The organism is Bacillus sp. BC08 (assembly GCF_054326875.1).
In genome coordinates, this window is record NZ_JBTGPA010000027.1 from 224,443 (window position 1) to 251,369 (window position 26,927).

A 26,927-nucleotide genomic window follows, 5' to 3' on the forward strand; every position below is an offset into this window, starting at 1 on the left:
TGGGTTTTGTTCATCCCCACTGATTATCAGCCCTCACCAATTGGGCTTTTACGGGCAGTCCGCCTCCACCTATCTTCTTTGCTTTTTTTGAATTTCCAGGTGGTAGGCTTACTGCCCGTTAATGCGGGATAAAGTGAAGGCTACTCGCAAATAGCGGAAGAATAAAAATGATTCACTAAAAAAGCACCGTCACAAATGACGGTGCTTTTTCTATGTAAGAGCTACTAGAAGGTTCCCTTCTAGCCTACTCCCATTTATAAGTCCAAAATTGTTCAAGTTGCAGCCATTTTAATGTTGCTGCATCTTTGTTTTTGATTTTTGCATGTGTTTCTTCTAACATCGCTTCTGTTTGTGAACGATGCGCACCTAGTGCAGCTAATTTATGCTCGAATACTTCACTAATATTATTTACAACATCCGGCTCACCTAATACAGCTTCGCGATTTCTCGTAATTGCAACTGCATGAATGACTGGACGTTCTTCTTTTTGCATACGTGATACAGCGCGAACAACTGCGCGGCCAAATGCATCATGATCTGGATGTACGCCGTGCTCTGGATAAAATGTAATAATTCGAGATGGATTTACTTCTTGAATGATTGCTTCAATTTTATCTGCAACGAAATCAACATCTTCAAATTCTAACGTTTTATCATGGAAACCAAGCATTCTTAAATCTTGAATTCCCATCGCTTCACATGCATCTTTTAATTCTTTTTCACGGATATTTGGAATCGTTTCACGGTTAGCAAATACATTTTTCCCCATGTTACGTCCCATTTGTCCTAAAGTACCACACGCATACGTTACAGGTACTCCTTGATCTGTTAATAAGCGAATTGTTCCTCCCGCCGCAAATGCTTCATCATCTGGATGCGGAAATACAACAAGTACATGTCTCTCCATAAGTTTCCCTCCTTCTTACTTAAATGGTGTTAAGCTTAACTCAAGTGCAACTGCTAAGCGACCTTGATTATCGTGCCCTGCAAGTAATAAACGCTCTTTATCGTCTACTTCCCAGTGCGTAATACCTTCTGCATATACCCAGCCATGATCCATTTTCAAACCAACTCGGTATGGATTCGTTCCAGTAATCTTCCCACGCTCAAAGCGAATAATTGCATTTCGAATGAATGCTCCAACTGTCATCATCTTTTCATTAAAGTGTGACGCATACGCTCCGTTCGTTGTTTCTAAATGAATATATACATCTTTATTTACAAAACGTTCAATTTCATTTTGAATAAGAGAACTATCTTTTACTATTTCCATCGGAATTCACCTCTTTAAACCATTTTACGCAAAAATAATGTAAATTGCTATCTCTATATTAGAGGACAGCGCCCACTTTTCCTAATAATTTGCACTGTGTTTCTTTATTTTTTTACCCCGCATTAACGGATAGTAAGATTTCCACCTTAAAATCCAGCAAATGCACGTCAGCTATGTGGAAAATCAACTATCCCTAAATGCCCGATTGGTTCAACTAATAATCAGTGGGGATGAACAAAAACCCCACTGATTAAAGTTTCACTTTATATCATATGTAAAATCATCATTTTTTCCTTCACTTCGTTAAATAGTTTTCTTTCTTTTTTGAATTTGCTACAATATATTTTATCCCGTATTAATACAGCGAGATACATTTCAACAATTGAATACATACTTTAAAGAAGGTGACATGATTGGAACAATCAGCACATGAAGTAGCAAATTGGCAATATTATTTTGCAATTGCCGTATTTTTAATCACGTACGGATTTATTATTTCTGAGAAATTGAATCGTGCTGTAATCGCACTATTCGGTGCTGCTATTATGATTATTTTTGGAGTTGTAGATTTACATACTGCTTTCACATCACATATTCAATGGGAAACGATCACCCTTTTAATTGGGATGATGATTCTCGTACATATTACGAGTCAATCAGGCGTATTTGAATTTGTGGCCATTAAAGCGGCAAAAGCAGCTGGCGGAAAACCAATCCGCATTTTATTATTGCTATCCCTATTAACTGCTGTCGGATCAGCATTTTTGGACAACGTAACGACCGTCTTATTAATCGTACCTGTTACACTATCCATTACACGTATTTTAAAAGTAAATCCTGTTCCTTATTTGATTTCAGAAGTGCTATTTTCAAATATAGGCGGAACAGCAACATTAATTGGTGACCCACCGAACATTATGATTGGATCAGCAAATAAGCATTTAGATTTTAATGCCTTTTTACTGAACTTAGCTCCAATCGTAATTATTATCTCTATTGTTACACTTGGCATTATTTACTTTATGTATCGCAATAAACTAAAAACAACACCTGAGCAAATCGAAAAACTTATGGTATTAAACGAAAAAGATTACATTAAAGATCAAAGCCTCCTTTTAAAATCAATTACGATTTTGGGACTAACTATTTTAGGCTTTATACTTCATTCTGTTATTCATGTAGACGCTGCGGTTGTCGCGATGACAGGCGCTACACTTCTTATGCTAATCGGAGTAAAAGAACATGATATTGAAGATGTATTTGCCCACGTTGAATGGGTAACCATTTTCTTCTTCGCTGGACTATTCATTCTCGTTGGCGGGTTAATTGATATCGGACTTATTTCTTCACTTGCAACAGAAGTACTCGACGTAACAAATGGCGATATCGGTTTCGCTGCGATACTTATCTTGTGGGTATCAGGCATCGCATCTGCGACAATTGACAATATCCCCTTTGTCGCAACGATGATCCCACTTATTCAAGACTTAGCTACAGGACTTGGATTATCTGTCGATTCTCCGCAAATCGAAGTACTATGGTGGGCGTTATCACTTGGAGCTTGCTTAGGAGGAAACGGAACATTAATCGGAGCATCCGCAAACGTAGTCGTTGCTGGTATTGCAAAACGTGAAGGACATGCTTTCTCTTATATGGATTTCTTAAAAATTGGTTTACCGTTAACTATCATTGCATTACTATTATCACACGCTTATATTTATTTACGTTATTTAATGTAAAAGTTGTAGTGCGTGAAATTATATCGTCAAATACAAAAGGTATGCAGCACTATGCTGCATACCTTTTTTTCATCACCAAAATATACCGATAATTGCTAAACCACCTAAAATCATACCGCCAATTTGTCCAACGATTGCTGGCGATAATTGAACACCTTTTCTCACTTCAACAACCGGTCTTTCGTGCCTTAGTTGCTGCACTTCACTTTGCAATTGATGTACACTTCCGTGTAATTCTTTAATTAGTTCCTTTAATTCAGCGACCTCTTCATTTACTGGTTTTGCTTTTTCTAAATTCATTTTGCATAACTCCTTATAAATTCAATCAGTACACTGTAAATTTTCGCCAATTATCATTATATCTCCTGCATACTACATATATAATTTCGAATGTACTTTTTAACCTTGCAGCTCGATCCATTCATCCCTTAATATCCCCATAATGATACGATCAAAACTCTTCCCATCCCTTTGAACTGCTTCTCTCATACAGCCTTCCATCTGAAAACCCATTTTTTTATACAACTCAATAGCAGCTTTATTATAAGAAATAACATCCAGACCGACGCGGTGTAAATTCAATTCATAGAAAGCATATTTTAAGATAAGGTAGATCGCTTCTCTTCCATATCCCTTCCCTCTATCATTTGCATCTCCTATACCAATTGCTAATAAACCCGTCCTGTTATTCCACTCTATGCCATGAATTGCAACAAAACCAATTAAGCGATCTTCTTGAGCTGTCCTTACCATGAAAGAAACACTATTCGATCTCCGTCCCTTTAATAGACCATCACTTGCTATTTCCTGTAAAGATTGCGGGAATGCTATATCTGTATCGACATTTCTTAAATACTCACTATCTTCTTGCCATTTGGCCATTACTTCAGCATCGTTTTCTCTCATAGCTGTTAATTTCATCGTTTTATTTTGAAAAAGTTTCATTGTCATTTCAAACTCCCCCTTTTTTAATAACGGGGATACTTATTTTAGCCTATTTATCCCCTTGTTCCATAAACTGCGTTATAAACGGGATACATACAATAAGCGCTGACATTGGCACATCTCCTCTGCATTAAGTTAACTTCATTTTACATTTTTTTGTTTTTTCAAACAAACTAATTATAGTTTTCTATCATTTAGAACTATAGTATACTTAATTATTCTTCAGATTATTCAATCAAAATAAGAAATCCTAGAAGGTGAAAACATGTTTTATGTAAAACAACTACTCTATTTTACTTATGAACAAGCATTATCCTGTTTATTCCCTATCGTTATTTTTTTAACACTAGCCCTTTCAAAAATCATATCGATTCCAGGGTTATACCGCTACGATTTCATACTCATTGTATGTCTTCTTATGCAGTGGATTATGTACAAAACTGGACTTGAAACGAAAGACGAATTAAAAGTAATTACTGTCTTCCATCTCATCGGCCTTCTACTAGAAATATATAAAGTACATTTCGGTTCATGGAGTTATCCGGAAGAAGCATATTCAAAAGTTTTTGGAGTTCCGCTTTACAGTGGTTTTATGTATGCAAGTGTTGCCAGTTACATATGCCAAGCGTGGAGAAGATTGCATTTACAAATGCACCATTGGCCGAGGGCTATTTTTGCCGTACCGCTAGGAGCAATGATTTACTTCAATTTTTTCACCCATCATTTTCTATATGACTTTAGATGTGTATTAACTTTACTATTATTCATCGTTTTCTTTCGCACATTTGTGGCATTTTCATTACGAGGCGTTACATATAAAATGCCACTCGTTCTCTCCTTTTTCCTTATCGGTTTCTTTATTTGGATTGCAGAGAACATCGCAACATTTTTCGGGGCATGGCAATATCCAAATCAACGGGAAGCATGGAATCTCGTTCACTTAAGCAAAATTAGCTCATGGTTTTTACTCGTTGTTATTAGCATTATGATTGTTACACAACTTAAACATATGAAGGCGTCGAAAAGATAATACTGATTATGTAAAAATAGTTAGCCCATCACTCATTAGAAAGTGATGGGCTTTTTCACCTTACTTATTAAAGCAGTTACACATTATGAACTACTACTAGCAGAAGAGGTTGCTGCAGACGAAGCGGCAATCGTTGCCATCATAGCTGCCTGTTGTGCTTGTATGAGGACTTCTATCATAGTTTGTAAACCTGTGTTGGTAGCTTTACTTTCCTCACCTTTCTGACTTACGAACAATTGAATAGCAATAAGAATATTCGCATCTGTATGCCAACGGAATAATTTCTCCCCCTGCAACTTTTCAATCAATGCTTTAATAGCATGAACCTCTTTTTCTCCATCCTCAAGTAACGCTAGTAACCCGATTGCTGGATAATGCATCTGTTTCACTTTTACCTTTTCTTGTTTTAACAAATTCCATATATTTGTGCATGTTGCAACTAACATTTCTTCACGGACATCTCTCTTTAGTGAAAGGATATGACTTAAAAACTGAAGATCATTCCCTTTGCGCAAACCAGCTTTCGCTAGTTTCTGATACAGACGTTCTACACGATCCATAAGTGTTTCTACATTCTCTGATTGTCCTGCTAGTAAAACCGCGAGTGGATAATCATTTGCACTTGTAAGAAAAAGGTGATCCTCTTTCATACGTTTATATACTTGCATCGAACGCTGAATGTGCGTGCCATGCTGTTCATTCTCTTCTGTTAAAAGGACAGCTGCTGCGAGATAAGTAAATATACTTCGGCTAAAACCACCAGCAACCAATTTTTCATATAAATCTAAAAACTTCCGAAAAGCTTTCTTATAATCTGTAAAGTGAATATCTAATGTTGCGGCCACCACAAAGCGATGATAAGACTTTAAGTACGAAAACATCCCTACTTGATTTTTAATATAACTACTAATTTCTAAAAAACGTCCAAGATCAAACAATTTATCACTACCTGTATACATAGCAGCAATCATCATACCTGTTCTAGAATCACTCGTTTTCCATTTTAGCTCTCCCTTTAACTGTCCATATGTATGTGTATATTGCTCCAACTTTTGTTCTAATGTAATCATAATATTCACCCCTATTTCTAGTTCTTCTCTACTATTATACTTATATTTCATATAGATTTCGCAACCTTATTTCTGTATTTTCTTCAATATTTTTCTATTATGTAAACCAAAAAGTAATAACTATTCTTACTATGGTAAGCGCTCATAATCTTTCAAGAAGTTCAACAACAAAAAAAGTAGATAATAAATTATCTACCCTTTTTGTTTATATATTATTTCACATTACACCTGTATTGTGAAAAATAAGGTTGTAACGTCTTACACCTCAATTTTGACAAAACATCTGTACTTTCGTTTTTTAAATACAATTAGAACTACAGAGCTTTAATAATACGCTCCATCGCCTTCATTTGCCCAATATGATCCGCTTCATGATAAAGCATCATACCGTATAGCTCCCCTACTGTTTCCAATCCTAGGAATGGCTCTGGCAGTTTATTTTCAAACGCTTCTGCTGGAATTTCGTTAATACGTTTCGCTTGTTCTTTTAATTGAGCCGCTAACACTTCCAATGACGGCCCCTCTGTTTTCCATTTAGACGGTCTTGATCCATACCCAAACATACCTGGATATTCAGTTGGTAATTGTTTGAATTCTTTTCCAAACATGAAAACTTCTGCTGCCGTTAACACATGACCGATATGCCAGCGAATTGTATTGTTAAAACCCTCTGGCTGTGTATCTACAGTTTTATCGTCTAGCGTCTCCATTAATTTTAGCAATTCCCCGCGTGTTATTTCAAATTGTTTTAAGCCAACTAGTCTGTTCATTTTATCGTTCTCCTTCTTCATGTACCATTTATTATGAACTAAAAATGTTCAACTTATTAAAGTTTCACCTTGTTTAATCTATCAGAAACAATGAAGAAATACATCAAATATGCTTAGTAAAAATAATAAAAAGGTTCACCTCTCGTACATATAGAATTAGTTACTACACAAATAGTTTAGTAACTAAAAGAGGAGTGTTAATCACATGTTACATGTTTTAAAACAGCAATATAATCTTATTAGCTCTACAAGAGAAACTCTATTTTCATTTTTGGAAGAAATCCCACTAGAAAAATTACATAGCACTGTTCCGAATTTCGGGAATGGTAGCATTATAAAGACGCATATTCATGTAGCTGATTGCTATCGATACTGGCTTGGATCATTTGCATTCAAGCAAAAACGGGCAGATTTTTCATTTGCTAGTGATTATGAAATTGAGCATGCAGATGTGGAGAAAGTCCGTGCTAGATTTAAGTTAGTAGATGAGACTGTACAACGTTTTTTAGATGAATACAATGACCGCTGGCTCGAAAATATAGCAAATGAAGTAAAATGGCAAAAAGAGCCTTGGAGCACGACACCGCTATGGCTTTTAACTCATACAGAGACACATGAATTTCATCATAAAGGACAAATTGTATCAATGGCTCGTCACCTTGGGTATACTCCTCCTGATACAGATCTTAGTTAATGCAATTATTAAAAGACTTGTTGATATATTTTGTTGTGTATAAAACTTTTATCATTTGTTTTAGGTATACCATATCATTATAAAATTCACGTAATATTAAAGTAAGACTCATACTTTTCAAACAATACAATTTTTATCAAAAATATTTAGATACTGTATCACCAACCTTAAGGAGAAATTTATAATGAGATTAGGGAGTGAAAGAATTTATTTAAGACCTCTTTGTCAGCTAGATGCGCCTATTATATTAGAAAGTACAATGGATGATGAAATAAGATATATGACTGGAACCAAGTCTACTTTTTCATTGGAGCAAATTAAAGCACATATAGATCATATCAATAATGATTCAAGTCGCTATGATTTCGCTATTTGTTTAAAAAGCACTGACGAAATGATTGGAGAGTTGTCGGTTTTAGATATCGATGAGGAGAACAAAAGAGCAGGATTCAGAATATCAATGCTTTCCATAGCACTCACAGGACAAGGATATGGAACTGAAGCTATTACAATTGTTTTAAAATTTGTTTTTGAACAACTATATTTAAATCGGTTACAGTTAGAAGTATTTAACCATAATTTACGCGGAATTAGAGCTTATGAAAAGGTTGGGTTTGTAAAAGAAGGAACCTTACGTCAATCTTTATTTTATAACAATACATTCTCAGATGAAATTATTATGGCGATACTTAAAAGTGATTATAAAGATATGTCATTGTAAATAACTGTTCTTAAACTATTAACAACTTGAAAGAACCTTACCACAATAAAATGCAGTAAGGCTCTTTCATTTTCATATCAAATAACAACTCTTAACTCATGTATTATATCAATACCAAATAGTCTCAGCATAATTATATGCATCACTATTCGGAATGGCATGTTTCCCTTGCGCTTGCGCCTTTCTTGGATCTAAATCATATACCATTGGCGTATAACATGATGTTTGCCCTTTATTCACTACACCGTTTCCTCCAGCACTCCCGCAAGTATATGCCTTTCCATCTGTTTTTCTTACAATTCTTGCATCAGCTTCGTTATTATAAACTGCTGGACGAGTTACAGTAACTTTTGCCCATGCTGTCTTACACGTTGTGCTAAATTTTAATTCCACATAAGAATTGGAATCAATCCATTTCTTTTCTTTCGTTACTGCCGATTGATCACAGCTATTGTAATACGGACTTTTCCCATCATACGAATGATCTTCTGCATATGCTTTATCATTATTCGTCGTACTAAACACACTAGTTAAAACGAGCAATGATAGACAAAAACATGAACTTAGCTTTTTTAAAAGTTTCAAAGTATTCCACTCCTTTTTAATAGCGTCCTGTTTTTCCATAACCATTATTAAACGTAACCGCTTCAGCATCTGCTGTGTATCCGAAATCAGCAGTTAAATCAAATACCATTCCTGTATAAGTACTCGTTTGGCCTGTTTTTATTGTGCCGTTTCCCTGATTAGAAGTGACTGATTTTTGGAATACACCATTTTTGTATTTATTCACAACAGCGTACGCATACACTCCTCCAGAAACAGCTGGTGCTGGTTGATCTAAAACAAACTTAGACCAAGCTGCATGACATTTATTACTGTAACGTAAATACACTGTCCCTACTTTTTTACTACCTTCGTACACCGCTGTAGATTTTGCATTATATCCATCTGCATCACACGTTGTACTACCTCCGTATACTTTCGTTGTTGCTGGATTTTTCCCGTCATAGTAACTACTTAAATCAGTAGCTGCAAATGTACTTCCTTGGAAACTAAATAATAGCCCTACACTCGCTACACTTAATACACATACTTTCATTAACCTTTTAAACATTTTCAATTTCCTCCCTCAAAATAAGTACGTATAATAAAGACAATCTCCCCCTATGTACGCCCCTCCTTTCATGCTTCCTAGAGGCATCTTACAGAAACGACTAAACGTTGTAAATTCCCTTATGATTATTGGAATATACGAAGACATTTACGTATCCGTCTAAGAAAAAAAGTTGAGAAATACACATGTTTTAGCATTCTTTATTTAAAACATAAAAGAACCGATACTCGTTTCATGCAAGCATCGGTTCTTTATACAAAATTGCCATTTTTACTATTATATAAAATAAATATTTCTCCACTTAATCCGTCATAAAAAACTCCCTCGTCACATCAATAAATTGCTGCAGTGGCGCTGTCATCCATTTATCTTTATGCCAAGCAATTTGTGTATAAATCGGTGAAATTGCATTTTCTACATGTAACTCTTTTATCGTCCCCTCTCGTATATCTTTTTCTACTACTATCGCTGGTAAAACGGCTATTCCTAAATCTGCAATAACACATTGTTTAATTGCCTCGACACTAACGAACTCAATTTTATTTGCTGGATACACATCTTCTGTACGAAATAGCTCTTCAAATAGAGTTCGATACGAGCAACCGAGTTCTGTTAACAAAAGTGTTTCCCTTTCTAAATCTTTTATAGAAACGGAAGTTTGCTCGAGTAAATGATGCCCTGAAGCAGCTACTACCCTTAATTCTTCTTTCATAAGCGGCTCCACATGTAAAGCATCTTCTGTTTTACATTCGTCCAAAATAAAGGCAAGATCGACTTTTCCCTCCATCAATTGTTCCTTCGCATCTTTATTGGAATGTGCTGGTTTAAATATAAGCTTTATTTGAGGAAATTGTGCTTTAAACCTCTTTAATATAGATGGGAGCCTATACGTACATTGACTCTCTTGCGCACCGATTATTAACGTACCTGCTATTTCCTCATCATCTTTCACAGCCATTTTCGCTTCATTACTGAGTGCAATCATCTTGTCGGCATATAATTGAAACCTTCTGCCTGCTTCAGTTAAAAAAAGACGTTTTCCTAACCTTTCAAATAACGGCGTACCTAACTCAGCTTCTAACGTTTTAATTTGCGCCGTTACGCTCGATTGAGCAAAGTTTAATTTCTTCGCAGTTTGGGTAAAGTTCAAAGTGTCTGCCGCTACTTTAAATGTAATTAATTGTTTTATCTCCATTTATCGTCCCTCTTTTCAATCGATATTTCCGATTGATTTCATCGAAATAATCCTCTTTGTCTATTGATATTTGTATTGTATGATAAAGAGCATCGACAAACAATAAAAATGGAGGTATTCCATATGAAGGCACTTTGTTTCGAACAATTTGGAAGTCCAGATGTACTACAATATAAAGAAATACATGATCCAATCATAAATCCAAATGAAATTCTTATCCGTACGAAAGCAATCGGTTTAAATTTTGCTGATATTTATAGACGCCGCGGCGATTATCATCTCGCTGGTAACCCACCTTATATATTAGGCTATGAAGGAGCTGGTATTGTTGAAAAAGTCGGAGCTGACGTTACTACGATCAGTCCCGGAGACCGCATTGCATTTGCTGATGTTCCATTTGCAAATGCAGAGCTAGTTGCTGTTCCGTCTGAGAAAGCAATTAAGCTTCCAGATTCTATTTCTTTTGAAACAGCCGCTTCTGTCTTATTGCAAGGTCTAACAGCACATTATTTAACGAAAGATAGTTATCAAATAAAACAAGATGATATAGCTTTAGTACATGCCGCAGCCGGTGGTGTTGGACAACTTCTTATTCAAATCATTAAACTACTAGGCGGAAAAGTAATCGGCCTAACGTCGTCAAAAGAAAAAGCAAAGATAGCTACGTTAGCTGGTGCTGATCACGTATTTTTATATACGGAAGCATGGCCGGCGGAAGTACTTGAAACAACAAACGGTGATGGAGTAAATGTTGTATATGAATCAGTAGGTTCTACGTTAGAGGAAAGTTTTAGCACAACTAAAACTGGTGGTACTGTCGTATTTTACGGAATGGCCGGCGGTAATCCTGCGCCCATCGATCCGCGTATGCTTATGGATACTTCGAAAACTTTAACTGGCGGAGACCTTTGGAACGTGCTTACTACGTATGAAGAACGTAAAAAGCGATCTACTCAATTATTTGATTGGATCGCTACTAGTAAATTAAACATCGCGAGCCCTACTACATTCGCCTTACAAGATGGTGCTCTTGCACATAAATTATTAGAGAGCAGAAAAAGTACTGGGAAGATTTTATTAATTCCATAAGTCACAAAATGAAAAAGAAGCTAGATTCGATTTTATCAAGACCTAAATTGAAATCAGTTAATAAATGAAAGGACATAACATATGTTATGTCCTTTCTTCTTCAAATAACGGGCACGTGTAACTTTGGAATAAATTTTGTGTTCATTGCTCACTTAAAACGATCTTTAAGTGACTATGGATTTTTTATTAGTAGATAAGACTACGTACTGATTTATGCTAAAAATGAGAATTCACTCCTATAACAACAGTAGCGTCTAGCTCCTCGTCTCTAGCCACCCTCGGGATAAGCCCAGCAGCAGCAAAAATTTCAAAGGTATGTGTTGCCTGCATTTCGCTCGTCTCTATTAAAAGATTTCCTCCCGGTGCTAGCCAGAGAAATGCTTCTTTTGCTACTCTTCGCTGAATGTGAAGTCCATCCTCTCCCCCGTCAAGCGCTATCTTTGGTTCATGTAGGCGCGCTTCCTGTGGGAGCAGCTTTATTGCCTTGGTAGGAACATATGGTACGTTTGCAACTAAGGTATTCACACGACCTTTAAGTGAATGAGGTAAGGCATTATACAAGTCACCTTCAAAAACATGACCACCGAAATTTGTTACGTTGCGGCTTGCACATCGTACTGCGACAGGATCAATATCAACAGAATACAATTCAACTCGTCCTAAAGCCTCCACCAGAGCTACACCCACAGCCCCTGATCCGCAACATAGATCCACGACGATATCATCAAAACATGACAGAGCTTTTGCCTGGTGAACAAGAAACTCTGTACGTTGACGAGGTACGAAAACCCCTCGGTCCACTTCTATCCGCAACCCACAGAATTCTGCGTATCCAACAACATATTCAAGTGGTAAACCATGGGCCCGCATTTCCACCATTTTCTTTAGGTCCTCTGGTGTTTGTGCCTCTGACATAAGTAACCGGGTCTCATCTTCTGCGAAAACACACCCCGCGCTCTGAAGCCTGTTAATGATACATTTTTCCGTTTTATTTTCCAAAAAGAAATTAAATTCTCTTCCTATTTATCTCACCACTTTTTCTTATTTATAACCCTGTATTCGTTAAAAATTGGAGATATCCTTTTCAACAAAATGGCCCTATTCAAAAAGGTTACACCCTTATTCAATGAAATGATCCAATTGTTGAACAAAGAAACACTCTACATAATGGATATTTCCGCCAAAATATCCCAACCTAATTTTATAAATAGAAATAAGAAAAGGAAGCTAGATTTCTCTACCTTCCTTTTCTTATTTCTATATGATTTTTTTATATTTCCACACTTTCTTTTCCTTTTGCAACATAACTCATATCTCCAACAGACTCGACGATATATTCCCCATCTTTATATAAAATTTTCGTTACACTTGCATTCTCTACTCCAAGTTTTGTTTTACTACTGTCTAGCAGTTCAATTAATGCAGTAATCAAAAGTCCATGAACAACAACTAAAACGTTGCCACCTCCATTTGCAGCAGCTTCTTCACTAATTTTATCAATCTCTACTTTTATACGAGTAGAAAATAATTCCCAATCTTCCGCCTGTTTCGTAGGATCCGCTGCTCTAATCAGATTAATCACTTCTTGAATAGAAAACTTCATAAGTTCTTCTGGTGATGAAACGCCCGCAGCTTTCCCAACCACATCCCACATATTTTCAAGTTTTTCACCTTCAAAAATACCAAAATTTAATTCTCGTAAATTTTTTCTTTGCTCTAGTTTCAATTTTGATTGCTCACTATATTTTAATACTAAATTAGCAGTTTCAATCGCTCGGCCACTATCACTACTATACACATTCGCAAAATGAACATCTTTTAATCCTGTTCCTAAATTAGAGGCAACTTCCACACCTTTTTCTACTAATGGAGAGTCTGCCCAACCTTGCGCGCGATGATTCGTATTTAATATTGTTTTACCGTGTCTTGTAACATATAACGTAACTACATTCTCATTGCTATCTGTTTCTCGATTCTTCATCCTTTTCTCTCCCTTTACATTTCTATATCAATTTTACCATCTTAATTATTCATTGAGCAAAATATACGCAAGTGAATTTGCTTAATAAAAAAAAGCTATCTTTCTGTATATCTCTACAAAAAGATAGCATCTTTTATGATTACATTTCTTAACTGATATTCCTACTCAGCAAATGCACTCGAGTACTGAACAACTCCTTCTACACCTTCAAGAGCATTCTCCCTTAATTCCACCACCATAAACACCTCTTCAGGCACTTCAAATGGTGCTTTTATATTCCACTCACTTGCTTTCTTAAAACCAAATTTCGGATAATACTCTGGATGTCCTAACACTACAACCGACCCATATCCAAGTTCTTTCGCTTTTTCTAACGCAGCTCCAATAAGTTTTCCACCAATTCCTTTTTTCTGATGGCCCCTAGCAACTGAAACCGGTGCAAGTGCTAATGATTCTACAGAAGTTCCATCCTGCTCTATCGTAATTTTGGATAACAGAATGTGACCAACGATTTCCTCTTCTACTGCAACGATTGATAATTCTGGAACAAATGCTTCACATTCTCTAATACGTTTTACAAGTTCATGTTCTGTTTTATCACTAAATTCTTCATTTAAAAATGCTTGTTGTACCACTTCTTCTGTTTTTCTATAATCGTTTTGTTGCTCTTGTCTAATCGTTACCATTCTAACTTATCCTCTATTCTTTCTTATTTCTTTTTGGATTTTACGAAGCGCTTTTTTCGATCCGCGCTCTATATCATGTTGCATTTTTCTTTCTTTATAATCGACAAATAGTGTATTTAAATCGTATCCCTCTGGGTATAATTCCTTTGCCGCTACCTCTAAAGTAATACGTTTTACGTTTACTTCAACGAATTCACCGTTATAATATACAACGACGTTATAGAAATTATCTATTTCCTTATAAATGATACCAAAATCATCATAATCTAATAAATTTACACGATCGCCGATTTTGTACTCGTAATGGTTTTCTCTTTTTTCCTGCACAAATTTTGGTTTTCTAATTTTACTTTCATTCAGTTTTTCTAAAGCATATTCTTTATTTTCCATGTACTCTTTCGCTCTTTGTAGTACACGCTCTCTTACGTTCATTTTATTCGCAATCCAAAGCGCATTACTTTCACCTGATTTACCGATTACTAATTTATAAAGTGGTTCTAGTGTCTCACTATTAAATTGCATTGCTGCGTTCATAAAATCATCGTGCATTTCTGAGAATCGTTTAATTTCACCGTAATGCGTGCTCGCAACTGTAATACATCCTGCGAGATAAAACTCCTCTAAAATAGAAATTGCAAGTGCTGCCCCTTCATTCGGTTCAGTCCCACTTCCTATTTCATCAAATAGTAGCAACGTATTATTATTTGACATCCTCATAATCTCAGATAAATTTTTCATATGAGATGAAAATGTACTTAGTGCGTTTTCGATACTTTGATTATCACCAATATCTACAAATACATTTTCGAAAATAGCAATTTCTGTTTCTTTATCTCCAGCAATATGCAAGCCTGACATTGTCGCTAATGTTAGTAGCCCAATTGTCTTTAATACAATTGTCTTCCCGCCTGCATTTGGTCCGGTAATAATTAAACTACGGTAGTTTTGACCGATTTCAAAGTGTAACGGTACTACTTTTCCACTTAAAAGCGGATGTTTACAATTTACTAAATGAATGTAGCCATGGTCATTTAATTTCGGCTCTATTCCATCGATTGATTTACTAAACTTCGCTTTCGCAAATACCATATCATACTGACTAATTAATTCCATATTAATTTTTATATGATAAATATTTTCTACTACCATCCCTGATAAAGTCGCTAAAATTTGATACTCTTCCATCGCTTCTTCTGCTTTCAAACTTGCAAGTTCCGCATTTAACTTTGTAACCGTATGCGGTTCTATAAATACAGTAGAACCTTTAGCGGACGCTTCAACTATACTTCCCGCAACTTGATTTTTATAAGAAGATTTAATTGGAATCGTATACCTATCATCTTTCTTACTAATAAAGAATTCTTGAATATACTTCTTATTTGCACTACTATTTAAAAACTTCGTTAAACGTTCTTTTATTTTTCCATCTACCGAATCAATGTTATTTCGAATTCTTTTTAACTCTTTACTCGCAGCTGCATCAATGCTATTTCCTTTAATGGAAAAATTAATTTCCTCTTCAATACTTTTAAATTCAGTCATTGAATTTGCATAAGAAGCTAATACTGGCGCAAAAAATTCTTTATCTAACATAAACTTTTTAATCTTTCTACAGCCACGTAAAAAATCTGAAACACTTACTAACTCTTCAGGATCTAAAATCATACCTTTTTCTAATTTTTGAATTGTACTAGCAATATTTGAAATACCGAAGAAAGGAACATGCCCTTCTGCATCTACTATAGCTCGTGCTTCCGTCGTTTCATTCAAGCGATTCCTCACTACTTTTATACTCGTACTCGGCTCTAATTTATTTAATAATTCCTTACCTAATCCACTTACACAATAAGATTTCACTATATCCTTTAATTCGTTATATTGTAACTTTTCAAAAGTCATCGTATTCATTTTGTTTCTCCTCACTATGATTGATTTTTATCATAAATGAAGATACCTACCCATTAGATTCCAATGAGCCCTACACGATTCAATTACCATTTTTATACATTAAAAATATATACAAAAAAGCTGCGGGGATACCGCAGCTTTTACATTTACAAGGCATGAGTAATAACATATGAGGAAATAAGCCACCAAAAAAAAGTTGGCAATCCCATTATTACACGCTTTATAAAGTATTGTAGGTATCTTCATAGGTATCGAAATAAATCCATGACAAAGTTAGGGGTATGCTATACATAAAAATCCCCTGGTCTTATCCGATTTATTTCATTAAATTTTTCCTATTTAGTACCTACCGCACTCACAAAAAAGCACCTCTCATTAATTTATATTATAGTCATTGAAATCTAATTTACTGAAATCATCATACTATATGTTTTGTGAGAAGTAAAGGTGTCAGGCTATTCCCTTGCAGATTGTAAAGCTTTCATATAATCTACCTTTTTCTCAAGGGTCTTTTTCGCATCTTCAGCCGTTACTATATAATCTACTGCAATATGTTGTAATACACCATTATCAACATTTGGCAACTGAATCGTTATATCATCCACACTACTCTTACTATCTTCAATCGTTTTATTAAATTCCTGAATACTTCTTGCAAGCTCCGCTAATGTTTCCATATGTGCAGAATTGTTTACATCTAAAAAAATATTACTTCTGAAAACCGCCGTAACATACTGCTTCGGATGCTTCTTCGCTATTTTTTTCTCTTCATCCTTGCCGAAAATAATATCTCCTGTCTGCATTCGATCGAAAGTAAGTATAGTATTATTCCTTTTTTCTTCATAATATGTATTGAACCTTTCTCGTAAATCGTTCGCTCCTTTTTTTACTTTATAGTTATCATTCCCTACCTTTGGAGAGGTTCGTCCATCGAACCATATTTGAAATTGCAAATATGGTTCATCTACTTGCTGTACATAAGCTATTCGTCTGTTTGGGCCTAAAAAATCCTTACCTTGGTCAGCGATTTCAATTCGATCTAGTTTTACAGAAATACCATGCTCCGATTTTGTATAACTTTCTGCTTTTTGTTCAATTTCTTCATCCGATATATCACATGATGTTAATAGTAATAAACTAAACATTATGCTATATTTCATTATTGTTCTTTTCATATTGCCTCTCCTTTTGCTACTACTTCCTATACAGAAATGTCCTTATCGTTTTTAAATTACGATTTATATAAAGTGAAACTTTAATCAGTGGTTTTTTTCATCCCCCACTGATTATTAGTTGAACCAATCGGACTTTTATAGGCAGTTGATCCCCCGCCTAACTTCTTTGCTTTCGCTGAATTTTGAGGTGGGGGGCTTACTGCCCATTAAAGCGGGATAAAGAACTTCTTTTAATAACTACCAGTGTAAAAAACATCCATTTATTATCATTTTACACTTATAGTGTAATTTTACACTATATTCATTTTACCGTAAAACAAATATAATATCTATGAAAATCACGTTGAAAACATACTAATATTTAGTTCTATAGCAATCACAATACTGTTTTTTATTGTATCGAAATTAAATAAGCTCCTCCGCTATTGCAAATGTCATTTACTTTCCCTAATACATTTAATAATTATGACAAGCAATCATAGGAGGTTACTATATGAGCGAACAATACATCATTTTACATGGACCTGCTCTTGAACCGAATTTAATTGGCCCCACACTACCACCAATTCCACCATTTACATTCCCGACCGGACCTACTGGAATCACAGGACCTACCGGTGCAACAGGTTTTACTGGAATTGGAATAACTGGTCCCACTGGGGTTACAGGACCTACTGGAATTGGAATAACTGGTCCCACTGGAGCAACCGGTTTAGGGATACTCCCCGTATTTGGAAGAATAACTTCTGAAATAGGTATCGGTTTTTCAGCAGTAGTTAATACAAATGTTAACTTTACCATTCCAGGATCTGTTAGTGGAACTACTCTAAATCCAGTAGACAACTCCATTACAATTAATACCACTGGTGTATACGCTGTATCCTTTTCAATCGTATTTGCGATACAAGCTATTTCATCTAGCATATTAAATCTTACAATAAACGATTCGATTCAATTCGCGATTGAAACACGAGTTGGTGGTGGTTCTGGGGTAAGAGCTACATCCGCCAGAACTGATCTATTACCTTTAACCCAAGGAGACGTTCTTCGAGTACGAATAAGAGAAGCTACAGGTGATATTATTTATTCCAATGCATCTCTCGTTGTTTTAAAAGTCGACTAATTAATTAATGAAAATAAAAATTTAGGAATGATGACAATATAAAAAGAAGAGGAAGACTTATATTTCAGTCTTCCTCTTCTTTTTTATCACCAATTCACTGCTGAACATATATGGAAACTGATCCTCCACTTACATGGAACTGTCCCCATCCGTCCTTATTAATTGTTACAGTATTTGTTTGATTACCCGTCATATCGTACCATACTTCCCCTGCGTTATTCTTTCCAACTTCCATCCACTTTGATCCTCCTGGCCCATCTGAGATTAATGTTGCTAGACCGGAATCCGCATGTACACCATCACCTTCTCTTGTCCATCCAATTACATCTGGATGGTCTAAATAATCACGCTGCGTACCATATGCAAAGTTTTTTCGTGCCGTCAAAATCGGATCAATTTTATCTTTTAACGCTGGAATTTCATAACTACTATTTCCGCTTGTCCCATAGTAATCACCATAGAAAACTGAAGGATAGCCCTCTGCACGAGTTAAAATAAATGCATATGCCAACGGTTTAAACCATGGACTTACTACAGATTCCAATGATTGTCCAGGCTGAGAATCATGATTCTCAACGAGAGTAACTGCAAGTGCGGGGTGATTTTTCATTACTGTTCCATTTAAAATATTTCTCATATCATAATTCCCATTTCCTTTTGAAGCATAATGAAAATTGTAATGCAGTGGTGCATCAAATACAGATTGATTATAATTTACTTTAGCTAAATAATTATTTAAAGTCTGGATATCATTTTGCCAATATTCAGCCACCGTAAACATTTCTTTTCCTGTTTGTTGTCTGACATGATTTACCCAATCGCGTAAATATTCATGATCAATATGCTTAACAGCATCTAAACGAAAGCCATCTAAATTTAATTCATTCGCATACCACGTTCCCCAATTTTTCATCTCATTCGCAACATCTGGATGATCAAAATCAAGATCTGCATACATCAAATAATCATAATTTCCATTCTCGCTAGACACTTCCCAGTCCCATGCTTTACCTATCCCCCTAAATTTATAAATTCGATTTAATTTCCTTCCTTCATCCCAATCCGTTCCGTCAAAATGATACCATTTCCATTTGAAATTAGAATAAGCATCTCCACGCCCTGGAAAGTTAAATCCCGTCCATGCATTAATTTCATAATCACCTGATACTTCAATATTTCGATTGTTACGGTCTACCTCAACAGCTGTTACAGTTTCAGTATAATCTGCTCCACCTTTATGATTCATAACTACATCGCCATATACATCGATGTTTTGCTTATGTAAAGCTTCAATTGCAGATTTCAACTGTGCTTTTGTCCCATATTTTGTCCGCACCGTTCCTTTTTGATTGAATTCTCCTAAATCATATAAATCATACGCTCCATATCCTACGTCATTTTGCGTAGTTCCTTTGTATGCAGGCGGTAGCCAGACAGATGTAATTCCTTTCTGAGCTAAATTTCCAGCATCCGAACGCAAACGATTCCAATGATTCCCATCGTTCGGAGCATACCACTCAAAATACTGCATTAATGTTCCATTGTTAACCGTATCTGCATACACTTTACTCCTCCCATATATACTAGGTAAAAACAAAACAACCGACAAGCCAACTACTATTATTCTTTTTAACATATTTACACCATCCCCTTCCAAGAAAACGTTTGCATAGTTTATCGGAATTATTATAATATTCGTTCTACAATTAGTAAAGTAGCAATCTCTCACTCTCCCACATTATTTTTTAGTCTAACTTCACATATTCAACAAATACTTCAAAGTAGTTTTCATTTCACATCTTATTCAAGATTGTTTACAATTTATCTATAAAAGCATGATGGAGGGATTTCTATGACCGACTTTCAAAAACAATTTTTTTCAAGATTACATATAGAAGAAAAACACAACGTTTCATTTGGAGATTTACCTAACATTATGTACGCGATGGCACAAACTGTTCCTTTTGAAAACTTAAATATTATCGAAAAAAACTTTACAGAAGTATCAAAAGAAAATCTAAAAGAAAAAATTTTAGTAAACAACCGCGGCGGTCTTTGTTATGAACTCAATCCTACTATGTACTACTTCCTTAAAGACGCTGGATTTGATGTTCATCTCGTTTCAGGAACAGTGTACAATGCAGCAAATTCTACATGGGCTGTTGATTCTGGCCATATTGCAACCGTTTTAACACACCATAATGAACTTTATTTAATTGAAGTAGGGTTCGGATCATACTTACCTCTAGCACCTGTCCCTTTCTCAGGTGAAGTCATTCACTCCGTCACAGGAGATTATCGTATTCGTAAAGAAATGACTGAAAAGGGAAACTACATGTTAGAGATGCGTAAAAGCAATGAGTTTTTGGATCAATCTTCTGCTGATGATTGGACGTTAGGCTATGCATTTTATATAGAAGAAGTAGATGAAGAAAAAGCAAATGCAGCACAAAAAATTATCGTTGAACATGAGGGCTCACCATTTAACAAAGTACCTCTTATTGTAAAACTAACTGAAGATGGGCATGCATCTTTAACAAAGGATAGTCTGACAATAGCGAAAAACGGTAAAAAAACGAAAGAAAGCGTTACAGATGTACAATATAAAAATCTTTTACATTCAAAATTCGGAATTACATTATAATTTTTTAAGCCTTGCCATTTTAGCAAGGCTTTTCATTTTCCAGCAGGGATTTTTTGCAATTTGTTGTATTTCATAGTTATATAGGAATATAACTACATATTTAGAAAGGAAATGATTATGACTGAACTTAAAGATCGACTACAAGTAGATGATAAAGAGAAATGGGATTTAACGGATATTTATCATACAATTGAAGATTGGGAAAGCGATTTCCATAAAATTGAAGTATTAACGAAAGAATTACATGAGTTTAATGGAAACATTCATGATGGCAATAGTTTATTAGCCTATTTAACAAAGAGTGAAGAAATTTCTAGCATAATATCTTTAATGTTCGCTTATGCACGATTACAATCTGACCTTGATACGCGCGATACTGACGCTCAATCTCTTGTCGATAAAGTATCACAGTTACATGTGAAAGTAAGTGCGGCTAAATCGTTCTTTTCCCCGTTCTTACTTAGCGTAGATGAAAACACATTACATTCTTACATAGAAGAAGCAGAAGGTTTACAATATTATAAAGAAGACTTATTTGAATTATACCGTTATAAAAAACACGTATTGAATAAGGACCAAGAAGAGATTTTATCACAAATGGGCGAAGCACTTTCCTCTCCTCAGCATACATACGGCATGTTAAATAATGCAGATATACTATTTGGTGAAGTGACTACTGATGAAGGAGAAAAAGTTACTCTAACACGCGGAATGTATGCAAAGTTAATAGAAGATGAAAATCGCGAGAAACGTAAAGAAGCCTATAAAGCTTATTACAAACCATACGTTCAATTAAAGAATTCTATCGCTTCTACTTTATCTGCTGCTATTAAAAATAATGTTACTGTTTCAAAGCTAAGAAAATATCCATCAGCTTTAGAAAAGTCATTATTTGGCGACATGGTTCCGAAAGAAGTTTATGAAAATTTAATTGAGACGACGAAAAAAAATATTCAATCACTACATACTTATAATGAACTTCGAAAAGAAAAATTAAATGTAGATGAACTACGTCAATACGACTTAGGCGTTGATTTAGTAGCTGGTGTAAAACAAGACATTCCATATGACAAAGCATTTGACATGATGATCGAATCACTAGCTCCATTAGGTGAAGAATATATTGAAACATTAAAAAGCTTTAAAGATAAACGCTATATCGACGTAAGGGAAACACCAGGAAAACGTTCCGGCGCTTATAACTTTGGTGTATATGGTGTTCATCCTTTCATTCTTTTAAATCATCACGATGATTTAAATAGCCTTTTCACTCTTACTCATGAGTGTGGACACGGCATGCATACACATTACTCACACGGATACCAACCAAGAATTTCTGCACACTATACTATTTTTGTCGCAGAAGTCGCTTCTACAGTAAATGAAGTGCTATTAATTCATCATTTATTAAAAGAAGCCAAAGATGCTGCTGTACGTAATCATTTAGTAAACCATTTCATCGATAAATTTAAAGGTACTTTCTTTACACAAATCATGTTCGCTGAGTTTGAAAAAATCACACATTCAATGGCTGAGCAAGGTAAACCATTAAATGCCCAAGTCTTTAGCGAAGTTTATGAAAACTTGTTTAGAGAGTATAATGGCGACTCTCTCGTATTTGACGAAGAAGTAAAATACGGCTGGGCTAGAATACCGCATTTCTATCGTCCATTTTACGTATACAAATATGCAACTGGATTCGCTTCTGCAATCCAAATTGCAGATAAGTTATTGAGCGGCGATCCAAATGCTCAAAAATATTATATTGAATTCCTTAAAGGTGGAAGTTCGGACTATCCATTAAATCTATTGAAAAAAGCTGGTGTTGATTTAACTACGCCCGAACCGATTGAAAGTACACTAAATCGTTTCAACTCACTTGTTGAAGAATTTTCAGCATTATAAAAAGCATGCAGAGTATATACTCTGCATGCTTTTTTCATTTCAGTTACTTTATGCCAAATGTTGCTGCGTCACACAGTGAATCATGCCACCATAGGCAAACAGTTCATTTACATAAATACCGACAATTCTTCTTCCTGGAAACTGCCCTTCAATGATTTGAAGCCCTAACTTGTCATGTTCATCGCCATATATAGGAACTAATACAACTTCATTTCCAATATAAAAGTTCAAATATGAGCCCTTACAGTCTGCTTCTTTTACCATTTTTCTCGTCACCGGTACTGGTATGAGTTGAAATGGTTTTCCATCTATATTTCTTGCTTGTCGCAATTCTTGATAATGCTTTTCGTACGCCTCCAAAAGGTAGGATTCACTTTCCCCAAAAGGATCATATTCATAAAGAATTGTATTTTCATTTACAAAACGTGCTGCCCCATCAATATGATAATCCGTATCTTCATCATAATTATCTTCACCGCGAATGCCCGTTATCCATATAAAATTCGTTACCCCTAAATGCTTCGTTAACCCTATTTCAATCTCTTCCTGACTTAGTGTAGGATTTCGATTTTCATTTATAATAGAAGTTTTTGCCGCCATTAAGGTTCCATTTCCGTTTATCTCTATTCCCCCTCCCTCTAGACAGACACTAGCATTAACTTTTGGAATGCTATACGTTTCACTTATTTTTGCTGGAATAACAGCATCATTTTCATACGGATATTTCTCACCCCACCCATTAAAAATCCAGTGTGTTAAGCAGAGATTGCCTTCCTTATCTTTCACAAAAATTGGTCCATTATCTCTTATCCAAATATCATCCGTTTCTTCAATTAAAAAATCAATTTTATTCATATCCACTTTCGCTTCCGTTAACTTCGTTTGGACATGTACTTTTTCTTCCTCATCATATACAACAATATGCACAATTTCTCCGTAATGAAGCTCCTTTGCCATCGTTACCCAAATATCATCTAGCTTAGCTCTGTAACCTTCACCTCTATGAGCTTTATCATGAGGCCATTGGAGCCATGTCCCCTCATGCTTTTCCCACTCAGCTGGCATATAAAACAAACTATTTTCTATATTTCTCATACGTGTTCACCCCTTCTCCGAATGTAAGTTCAGTCTAAACTTTGACATCGTGTTAAGGTCAACAGAAATATATTCATGTACTTGCAACTACTTTATAAGGTGTCTCTTTATTTCTCCTTGTGATACACTACTTCTCCTTGTAAAACCGTCACTAAAACTTTCGCATCTGGAATCTTATCGACACCCATTTGAGTAATATCTTCATTTAGTAATATCATATCGGCTGATTTACCTACTTCAATTGAACCAGTAATATTATCAAGGCCTAATGCTTTGGCGGGCTTAATCGTATAAGCATCAATAGCTGCATATATATCAGATAAACCTTTCTCTTCAATACTTAGTGCATTTGAAATCGTCACAAGTGGATTTAGTTCATTTACATCCCAATCACTACTAAGTGATACGTTTGCTCCTGTTTTCCAAATGCGTCCTAATGGCATAATTCGTTCCATCTGTTGATTTGTAAAATACGCACTTGCCCAGCTTTGTTTAGGATCTTCTGCAAAATCATGACCTACTTGGAAATCAGCACTAATTCCTAATTTTTCAAAACGATTTATATCACTATCTTCTACCATTTCAACATGCGTAAGCGTATAAGGCTGATTCGCCCCTTCTTTTTTCGCTGCTTCAATTGCATTTAAACTCTCTCTTACCCCGCCATCTCCAATCGTATGAATGAGCGCACCGTAACCAAGTTTATTCAGTTCCGTCAACCACCATTTCATTTTTTCTTCTGGAATATAGTTCAAACCGTACGGTGTTCCTTTAAACCACTCAAATTTATATTTTTCTAGTATTTTAGCTGTACTGTTAATGCTAATTCCATCACTATACATCTTCACTTGATTAATAAGCATTCGAGATGATACATCATCACGCTTAATTTTTTTGAAATACTCAATTTGTTCTGCTTCATTTAAGTTTGGATATACCCACAGACGCAGTACTACTCGTGACGTTAACTTTTTCTCATCGTTAACTTTATTCCAAACATCTAACCAGCCTCGTTTCCAATAGAGACGTCCATCGCCGACTGTAGTAATACCATTCTTCGCAACTTCATCTAAACCGTCTAACAAACCTTCATAATTTTTTTCAAAGAGTTTAGGCTGAGAATTCCATGCTTTTTCCATTACGATATCCCCTGCTGTATCATACAGTAGCCCGAAAGGTTCTCCTGTTTCTGGATCCCGGATGATTCTTCCGCCTTGCGGATCTTTCGTCTCTTTATTTATTCCCGCTACTTCCAATGCTTTTGAGTTAACCCATACAGAATGAGAAGTTCTTTCCATAATTAATACAGGGTTATTAGGAAATAACTCATCAAGAACTTGTAATGGCGTTTGCTGTTCTGATTTTTCGTCCATATCTTTTAACAGCTCTTCCAAACTAAATCCTGTTCCACTTACCCATTCGCCATCTTTCACATCTTTTTTACAAGCCTTTAAATACGAGCGTTGTTCTTGCAGCGAAGCATCTGGTGAGACACTACAATTCCCTGCTGCTGGTGATTTCGCCTCAAATATATGATTATGATTGTCCACAAAACCAGGAAGAATAAAACGTCCTTGTAAATCCACCACTTTCGTATCTTCATTTATAAATTCTTCTACATCTTTGTTTGAACCAACAAATGTAATTTTCCCTTCTTTAACGGCTACAGCCTCTACAATGTCTTGCTTGCCATTTGAAGTATAGATTGTACCATTTTTAAACACTACATTTTTGGGCAATTCCTTAGGTAGAACAAAGCTACCATTCTCACCTCCTCCTCCAGGAGTACATGCTGAAACCCATGTCATACTTAGAATCAGGCAAATAATCATGATTGTTTTTTTCATATTCTTTCTCCTTTTTATTATGATGAATTACTTACATAAATAGAATAAGGATTGACATAATGTTAATGTCAATCCTTATTCTCAGTTTATTTTCATCACTAAAAAACAAATTTGTGTCACATACTCTTCTACTAAACAATCACATTCAGATCCCTTAATGTAAACCTCATATGGTGAATCATCTATTACATAACCATTTCTTTCAATCCATTTTTCTAACGCAATATAAGCGTAGCCTATATAGTCATAACTTCCATAATGCATAGTAGTAACGATTTGATGTGGATTTAATTTTTTTATTTCATATTCTTGTACTACATCTTTATTGTTCCCATGCATGACCGGAATCCTAAATTCAACATCACTTTCATTTGGAATATACTCTTCATCATAAAAAACTGTAGAAGGCGAGCCGACTATTTGGAAGTTATTCTTGTGTACTTTTTCATATAAGTCATAAAAATAATCATCCATATCATCTATATTTATTTGTAGCCTTTGAGAAATTACTGTTATTTCATTTCTCTTCCCAATTAATATATCGTAATTTCTATGGCAAGCAGTATTTAAAGCATAATTCATATTTACCATTTCATTCATTTCTGAAATAACCTGTAAATTTTGTTTTACTTCATGAGATAACTCTATAATTTGTGCTTGCATATGTTTAATAAATGAATCTTGATCTGACGACTGAAGAATGATTTTAATTTTCGGTAGAGGGAACTTATACTCCCTTAACTTTTTTATTTTCAACGCTATTTCTAACTGCCCTTGCTCATAATATCTATACCCATTTTCCGGGTTTACATATGCTGGTTTTAATATATCTTCTTTGTCATAATGCCTTAGCATCCGTGTACTCATTTTACAAATCCGCGAAAACTCAGTAATTGTATACATATACTTACCCCTTGAATACA

Annotated in this window: 26 protein-coding genes; 8 read left to right on the forward strand and 18 right to left on the reverse strand. The window is 35.3% G+C overall.

Annotation, left to right across the window (positions count from 1 at the left end; all coding sequences use genetic code 11):
* Positions 1–244 precede the first annotated feature (244 nt).
* Together bshB2 and ACXVYO_RS07440 are read right to left on the reverse strand one after the other, a co-directional pair.
* Complete coding sequence (gene bshB2 / locus ACXVYO_RS07435) at positions 245–907, reverse strand: bacillithiol biosynthesis deacetylase BshB2 (protein ID WP_000439468.1); 663 nt, start codon at positions 905–907, stop codon at positions 245–247.
* Positions 908–922: 15 nt separating this feature from the next.
* Positions 923–1,273, reverse strand: a complete 351-nt coding sequence (locus ACXVYO_RS07440) for a YojF family protein (RefSeq protein WP_000407039.1) — start codon at positions 1,271–1,273, stop codon at positions 923–925.
* Positions 1,274–1,686: 413 nt separating this feature from the next.
* Here ACXVYO_RS07440 and ACXVYO_RS07445 point away from each other — a divergent pair, with 413 nt between their 5' ends.
* On the forward strand, positions 1,687–3,012 hold the full coding sequence (locus ACXVYO_RS07445) for an ArsB/NhaD family transporter (protein ID WP_458466501.1): 1,326 nt from the start codon (positions 1,687–1,689) through the stop codon (positions 3,010–3,012).
* 72 nt (positions 3,013–3,084) lie between these two features.
* Here the strand turns inward: ACXVYO_RS07445 and ACXVYO_RS07450 are convergent, their stop codons facing one another.
* Both ACXVYO_RS07450 and ACXVYO_RS07455 read right to left on the reverse strand, forming a co-directional pair.
* Complete coding sequence (locus ACXVYO_RS07450; RefSeq protein ID WP_001047302.1) at positions 3,085–3,312, reverse strand: coiled-coil domain-containing protein; 228 nt, start codon at positions 3,310–3,312, stop codon at positions 3,085–3,087.
* A 99-nt stretch (positions 3,313–3,411) separates the two neighbouring features.
* Entirely contained in the window at positions 3,412–3,963 is a 552-nt protein-coding gene (locus ACXVYO_RS07455; RefSeq protein WP_458466502.1) for a GNAT family N-acetyltransferase, read from the reverse strand.
* Between the two features lie 259 nt (positions 3,964–4,222).
* Between ACXVYO_RS07455 and ACXVYO_RS07460 the strand changes: the two genes are divergently transcribed.
* Positions 4,223–4,987 (forward strand): DUF817 domain-containing protein, encoded by a 765-nt coding sequence (locus tag ACXVYO_RS07460; RefSeq protein WP_458466503.1) that lies wholly within the window; start codon positions 4,223–4,225, stop codon positions 4,985–4,987.
* An 83-nt stretch (positions 4,988–5,070) separates the two neighbouring features.
* Here the strand turns inward: ACXVYO_RS07460 and ACXVYO_RS07465 are convergent, their stop codons facing one another.
* On the reverse strand, positions 5,071–6,108 hold the full coding sequence (locus ACXVYO_RS07465) for a DUF4003 domain-containing protein (protein ID WP_458466504.1): 1,038 nt from the start codon (positions 6,106–6,108) through the stop codon (positions 5,071–5,073).
* Between the two features lie 263 nt (positions 6,109–6,371).
* A complete protein-coding gene (locus ACXVYO_RS07470) occupies positions 6,372–6,848 on the reverse strand; it encodes a DinB family protein (RefSeq protein WP_458466505.1) in 477 nt (158 codons plus the stop codon).
* 184 nt (positions 6,849–7,032) lie between these two features.
* Here ACXVYO_RS07470 and ACXVYO_RS07475 point away from each other — a divergent pair, with 184 nt between their 5' ends.
* Both ACXVYO_RS07475 and ACXVYO_RS07480 read left to right on the forward strand, forming a co-directional pair.
* Positions 7,033–7,521 (forward strand): DinB family protein, encoded by a 489-nt coding sequence (locus ACXVYO_RS07475; RefSeq protein ID WP_458466506.1) that lies wholly within the window; start codon positions 7,033–7,035, stop codon positions 7,519–7,521.
* Between the two features lie 184 nt (positions 7,522–7,705).
* Positions 7,706–8,242 (forward strand): GNAT family N-acetyltransferase, encoded by a 537-nt coding sequence (locus ACXVYO_RS07480; RefSeq protein WP_458466507.1) that lies wholly within the window; start codon positions 7,706–7,708, stop codon positions 8,240–8,242.
* 108 nt (positions 8,243–8,350) lie between these two features.
* Here ACXVYO_RS07480 and ACXVYO_RS07485 read toward each other — a convergent pair whose 3' ends face one another.
* The 3 genes from ACXVYO_RS07485 to ACXVYO_RS07495 form a co-directional block, all read right to left on the reverse strand.
* Positions 8,351–8,827: a DUF2690 domain-containing protein gene (locus ACXVYO_RS07485; protein WP_458466508.1), complete on the reverse strand. Its 477-nt coding sequence runs from the start codon at positions 8,825–8,827 to the stop codon at positions 8,351–8,353.
* Between the two features lie 16 nt (positions 8,828–8,843).
* Entirely contained in the window at positions 8,844–9,356 is a 513-nt protein-coding gene (locus tag ACXVYO_RS07490; RefSeq protein ID WP_458466509.1) for a DUF2690 domain-containing protein, read from the reverse strand.
* Positions 9,357–9,657: 301 nt separating this feature from the next.
* Positions 9,658–10,551 carry a LysR family transcriptional regulator gene (locus tag ACXVYO_RS07495; RefSeq protein WP_458466510.1) on the reverse strand — a complete coding sequence of 298 codons (894 nt, stop codon included), beginning with the start codon at positions 10,549–10,551 and terminating at the stop codon, positions 9,658–9,660.
* 123 nt (positions 10,552–10,674) lie between these two features.
* On the opposite strand from ACXVYO_RS07495, the gene ACXVYO_RS07500 reads away from it, so the two are divergent.
* Positions 10,675–11,640: a quinone oxidoreductase family protein gene (locus tag ACXVYO_RS07500; RefSeq protein WP_458466511.1), complete on the forward strand. Its 966-nt coding sequence runs from the start codon at positions 10,675–10,677 to the stop codon at positions 11,638–11,640.
* A gap of 216 nt (positions 11,641–11,856) precedes the next feature.
* On the opposite strand, the gene ACXVYO_RS07505 is transcribed toward ACXVYO_RS07500, so the two are convergent.
* The 5 genes from ACXVYO_RS07505 to ACXVYO_RS07525 form a co-directional block, all read right to left on the reverse strand.
* Positions 11,857–12,639, reverse strand: a complete 783-nt coding sequence (locus ACXVYO_RS07505) for a putative protein N(5)-glutamine methyltransferase (protein WP_458466512.1) — start codon at positions 12,637–12,639, stop codon at positions 11,857–11,859.
* Between the two features lie 271 nt (positions 12,640–12,910).
* On the reverse strand, positions 12,911–13,621 hold the full coding sequence (locus ACXVYO_RS07510; protein ID WP_458466513.1) for a histidine phosphatase family protein: 711 nt from the start codon (positions 13,619–13,621) through the stop codon (positions 12,911–12,913).
* 161 nt (positions 13,622–13,782) lie between these two features.
* Positions 13,783–14,307 carry a GNAT family N-acetyltransferase gene (locus tag ACXVYO_RS07515; RefSeq protein ID WP_458466514.1) on the reverse strand — a complete coding sequence of 175 codons (525 nt, stop codon included), beginning with the start codon at positions 14,305–14,307 and terminating at the stop codon, positions 13,783–13,785.
* A gap of 6 nt (positions 14,308–14,313) precedes the next feature.
* Entirely contained in the window at positions 14,314–16,215 is a 1,902-nt protein-coding gene (locus ACXVYO_RS07520) for an endonuclease MutS2 (protein WP_458466515.1), read from the reverse strand.
* A gap of 455 nt (positions 16,216–16,670) precedes the next feature.
* On the reverse strand, positions 16,671–17,390 hold the full coding sequence (locus ACXVYO_RS07525) for a hypothetical protein (protein ID WP_458466516.1): 720 nt from the start codon (positions 17,388–17,390) through the stop codon (positions 16,671–16,673).
* A gap of 493 nt (positions 17,391–17,883) precedes the next feature.
* Between ACXVYO_RS07525 and betA the strand changes: the two genes are divergently transcribed.
* Complete coding sequence (gene betA / locus ACXVYO_RS07530; protein ID WP_458466517.1) at positions 17,884–18,513, forward strand: collagen-like exosporium glycoprotein BetA; 630 nt, start codon at positions 17,884–17,886, stop codon at positions 18,511–18,513.
* Positions 18,514–18,607: 94 nt separating this feature from the next.
* On the opposite strand, the gene amyS is transcribed toward betA, so the two are convergent.
* Positions 18,608–20,149, reverse strand: coding sequence for an alpha-amylase (gene amyS / locus ACXVYO_RS07535; protein WP_458466518.1), 1,542 nt, complete (start codon positions 20,147–20,149; stop codon positions 18,608–18,610).
* A 216-nt stretch (positions 20,150–20,365) separates the two neighbouring features.
* On the opposite strand from amyS, the gene ACXVYO_RS07540 reads away from it, so the two are divergent.
* Both ACXVYO_RS07540 and pepF read left to right on the forward strand, forming a co-directional pair.
* Entirely contained in the window at positions 20,366–21,157 is a 792-nt protein-coding gene (locus ACXVYO_RS07540; RefSeq protein ID WP_458466519.1) for an arylamine N-acetyltransferase family protein, read from the forward strand.
* A 117-nt stretch (positions 21,158–21,274) separates the two neighbouring features.
* Positions 21,275–23,062 (forward strand): oligoendopeptidase F, encoded by a 1,788-nt coding sequence (gene pepF, locus ACXVYO_RS07545; protein WP_458466520.1) that lies wholly within the window; start codon positions 21,275–21,277, stop codon positions 23,060–23,062.
* Positions 23,063–23,110: 48 nt separating this feature from the next.
* Here the strand turns inward: pepF and ACXVYO_RS07550 are convergent, their stop codons facing one another.
* From ACXVYO_RS07550 to ACXVYO_RS07560, 3 genes are all read right to left on the reverse strand, one after another.
* A complete protein-coding gene (locus ACXVYO_RS07550) occupies positions 23,111–24,157 on the reverse strand; it encodes an agmatine deiminase family protein (RefSeq protein WP_458466521.1) in 1,047 nt (348 codons plus the stop codon).
* Positions 24,158–24,264: 107 nt separating this feature from the next.
* Positions 24,265–26,004, reverse strand: a complete 1,740-nt coding sequence (locus ACXVYO_RS07555; RefSeq protein WP_458466522.1) for an amidohydrolase — start codon at positions 26,002–26,004, stop codon at positions 24,265–24,267.
* A gap of 81 nt (positions 26,005–26,085) precedes the next feature.
* Positions 26,086–26,907: a MerR family transcriptional regulator gene (locus ACXVYO_RS07560; RefSeq protein ID WP_458466523.1), complete on the reverse strand. Its 822-nt coding sequence runs from the start codon at positions 26,905–26,907 to the stop codon at positions 26,086–26,088.
* Positions 26,908–26,927: the final 20 nt, after the last annotated feature.

Bases quoted from the DNA above. Each gene is read 5' to 3' on its own strand.
- ACXVYO_RS07520 (WP_458466515.1), bottom strand. From the start codon at position 16,215: ATGAATACGATGACTTTTGAAAAGTTACAATATAACGAATTAAAGGAT.
- ACXVYO_RS07475 (WP_458466506.1), top strand. From the start codon at position 7,033: ATGTTACATGTTTTAAAACAGCAATATAATCTTATTAGCTCTACAAGA.
- ACXVYO_RS07465 (WP_458466504.1), bottom strand. From the start codon at position 6,108: ATGAAATATAAGTATAATAGTAGAGAAGAACTAGAAATAGGGGTGAAT.
- ACXVYO_RS07500 (WP_458466511.1), top strand. From the start codon at position 10,675: ATGAAGGCACTTTGTTTCGAACAATTTGGAAGTCCAGATGTACTACAA.
- ACXVYO_RS07470 (WP_458466505.1), bottom strand. From the start codon at position 6,848: ATGAAGAAGGAGAACGATAAAATGAACAGACTAGTTGGCTTAAAACAA.
- ACXVYO_RS07555 (WP_458466522.1), bottom strand. From the start codon at position 26,004: ATGAAAAAAACAATCATGATTATTTGCCTGATTCTAAGTATGACATGG.
- betA (WP_458466517.1), top strand. From the start codon at position 17,884: ATGAGCGAACAATACATCATTTTACATGGACCTGCTCTTGAACCGAAT.
- ACXVYO_RS07495 (WP_458466510.1), bottom strand. From the start codon at position 10,551: ATGGAGATAAAACAATTAATTACATTTAAAGTAGCGGCAGACACTTTG.
- pepF (WP_458466520.1), top strand. From the start codon at position 21,275: ATGACTGAACTTAAAGATCGACTACAAGTAGATGATAAAGAGAAATGG.
- ACXVYO_RS07440 (WP_000407039.1), bottom strand. From the start codon at position 1,273: ATGGAAATAGTAAAAGATAGTTCTCTTATTCAAAATGAAATTGAACGT.
- amyS (WP_458466518.1), bottom strand. From the start codon at position 20,149: ATGTTAAAAAGAATAATAGTAGTTGGCTTGTCGGTTGTTTTGTTTTTA.
- ACXVYO_RS07455 (WP_458466502.1), bottom strand. From the start codon at position 3,963: ATGACAATGAAACTTTTTCAAAATAAAACGATGAAATTAACAGCTATG.
- ACXVYO_RS07450 (WP_001047302.1), bottom strand. From the start codon at position 3,312: ATGAATTTAGAAAAAGCAAAACCAGTAAATGAAGAGGTCGCTGAATTA.
- ACXVYO_RS07560 (WP_458466523.1), bottom strand. From the start codon at position 26,907: ATGTATACAATTACTGAGTTTTCGCGGATTTGTAAAATGAGTACACGG.
- ACXVYO_RS07490 (WP_458466509.1), bottom strand. From the start codon at position 9,356: ATGTTTAAAAGGTTAATGAAAGTATGTGTATTAAGTGTAGCGAGTGTA.
- bshB2 (WP_000439468.1), bottom strand. From the start codon at position 907: ATGGAGAGACATGTACTTGTTGTATTTCCGCATCCAGATGATGAAGCA.
- ACXVYO_RS07460 (WP_458466503.1), top strand. From the start codon at position 4,223: ATGTTTTATGTAAAACAACTACTCTATTTTACTTATGAACAAGCATTA.
- ACXVYO_RS07510 (WP_458466513.1), bottom strand. From the start codon at position 13,621: ATGAAGAATCGAGAAACAGATAGCAATGAGAATGTAGTTACGTTATAT.
- ACXVYO_RS07540 (WP_458466519.1), top strand. From the start codon at position 20,366: ATGACCGACTTTCAAAAACAATTTTTTTCAAGATTACATATAGAAGAA.
- ACXVYO_RS07515 (WP_458466514.1), bottom strand. From the start codon at position 14,307: ATGGTAACGATTAGACAAGAGCAACAAAACGATTATAGAAAAACAGAA.
- ACXVYO_RS07525 (WP_458466516.1), bottom strand. From the start codon at position 17,390: ATGAAAAGAACAATAATGAAATATAGCATAATGTTTAGTTTATTACTA.
- ACXVYO_RS07550 (WP_458466521.1), bottom strand. From the start codon at position 24,157: ATGAGAAATATAGAAAATAGTTTGTTTTATATGCCAGCTGAGTGGGAA.
- ACXVYO_RS07480 (WP_458466507.1), top strand. From the start codon at position 7,706: ATGAGATTAGGGAGTGAAAGAATTTATTTAAGACCTCTTTGTCAGCTA.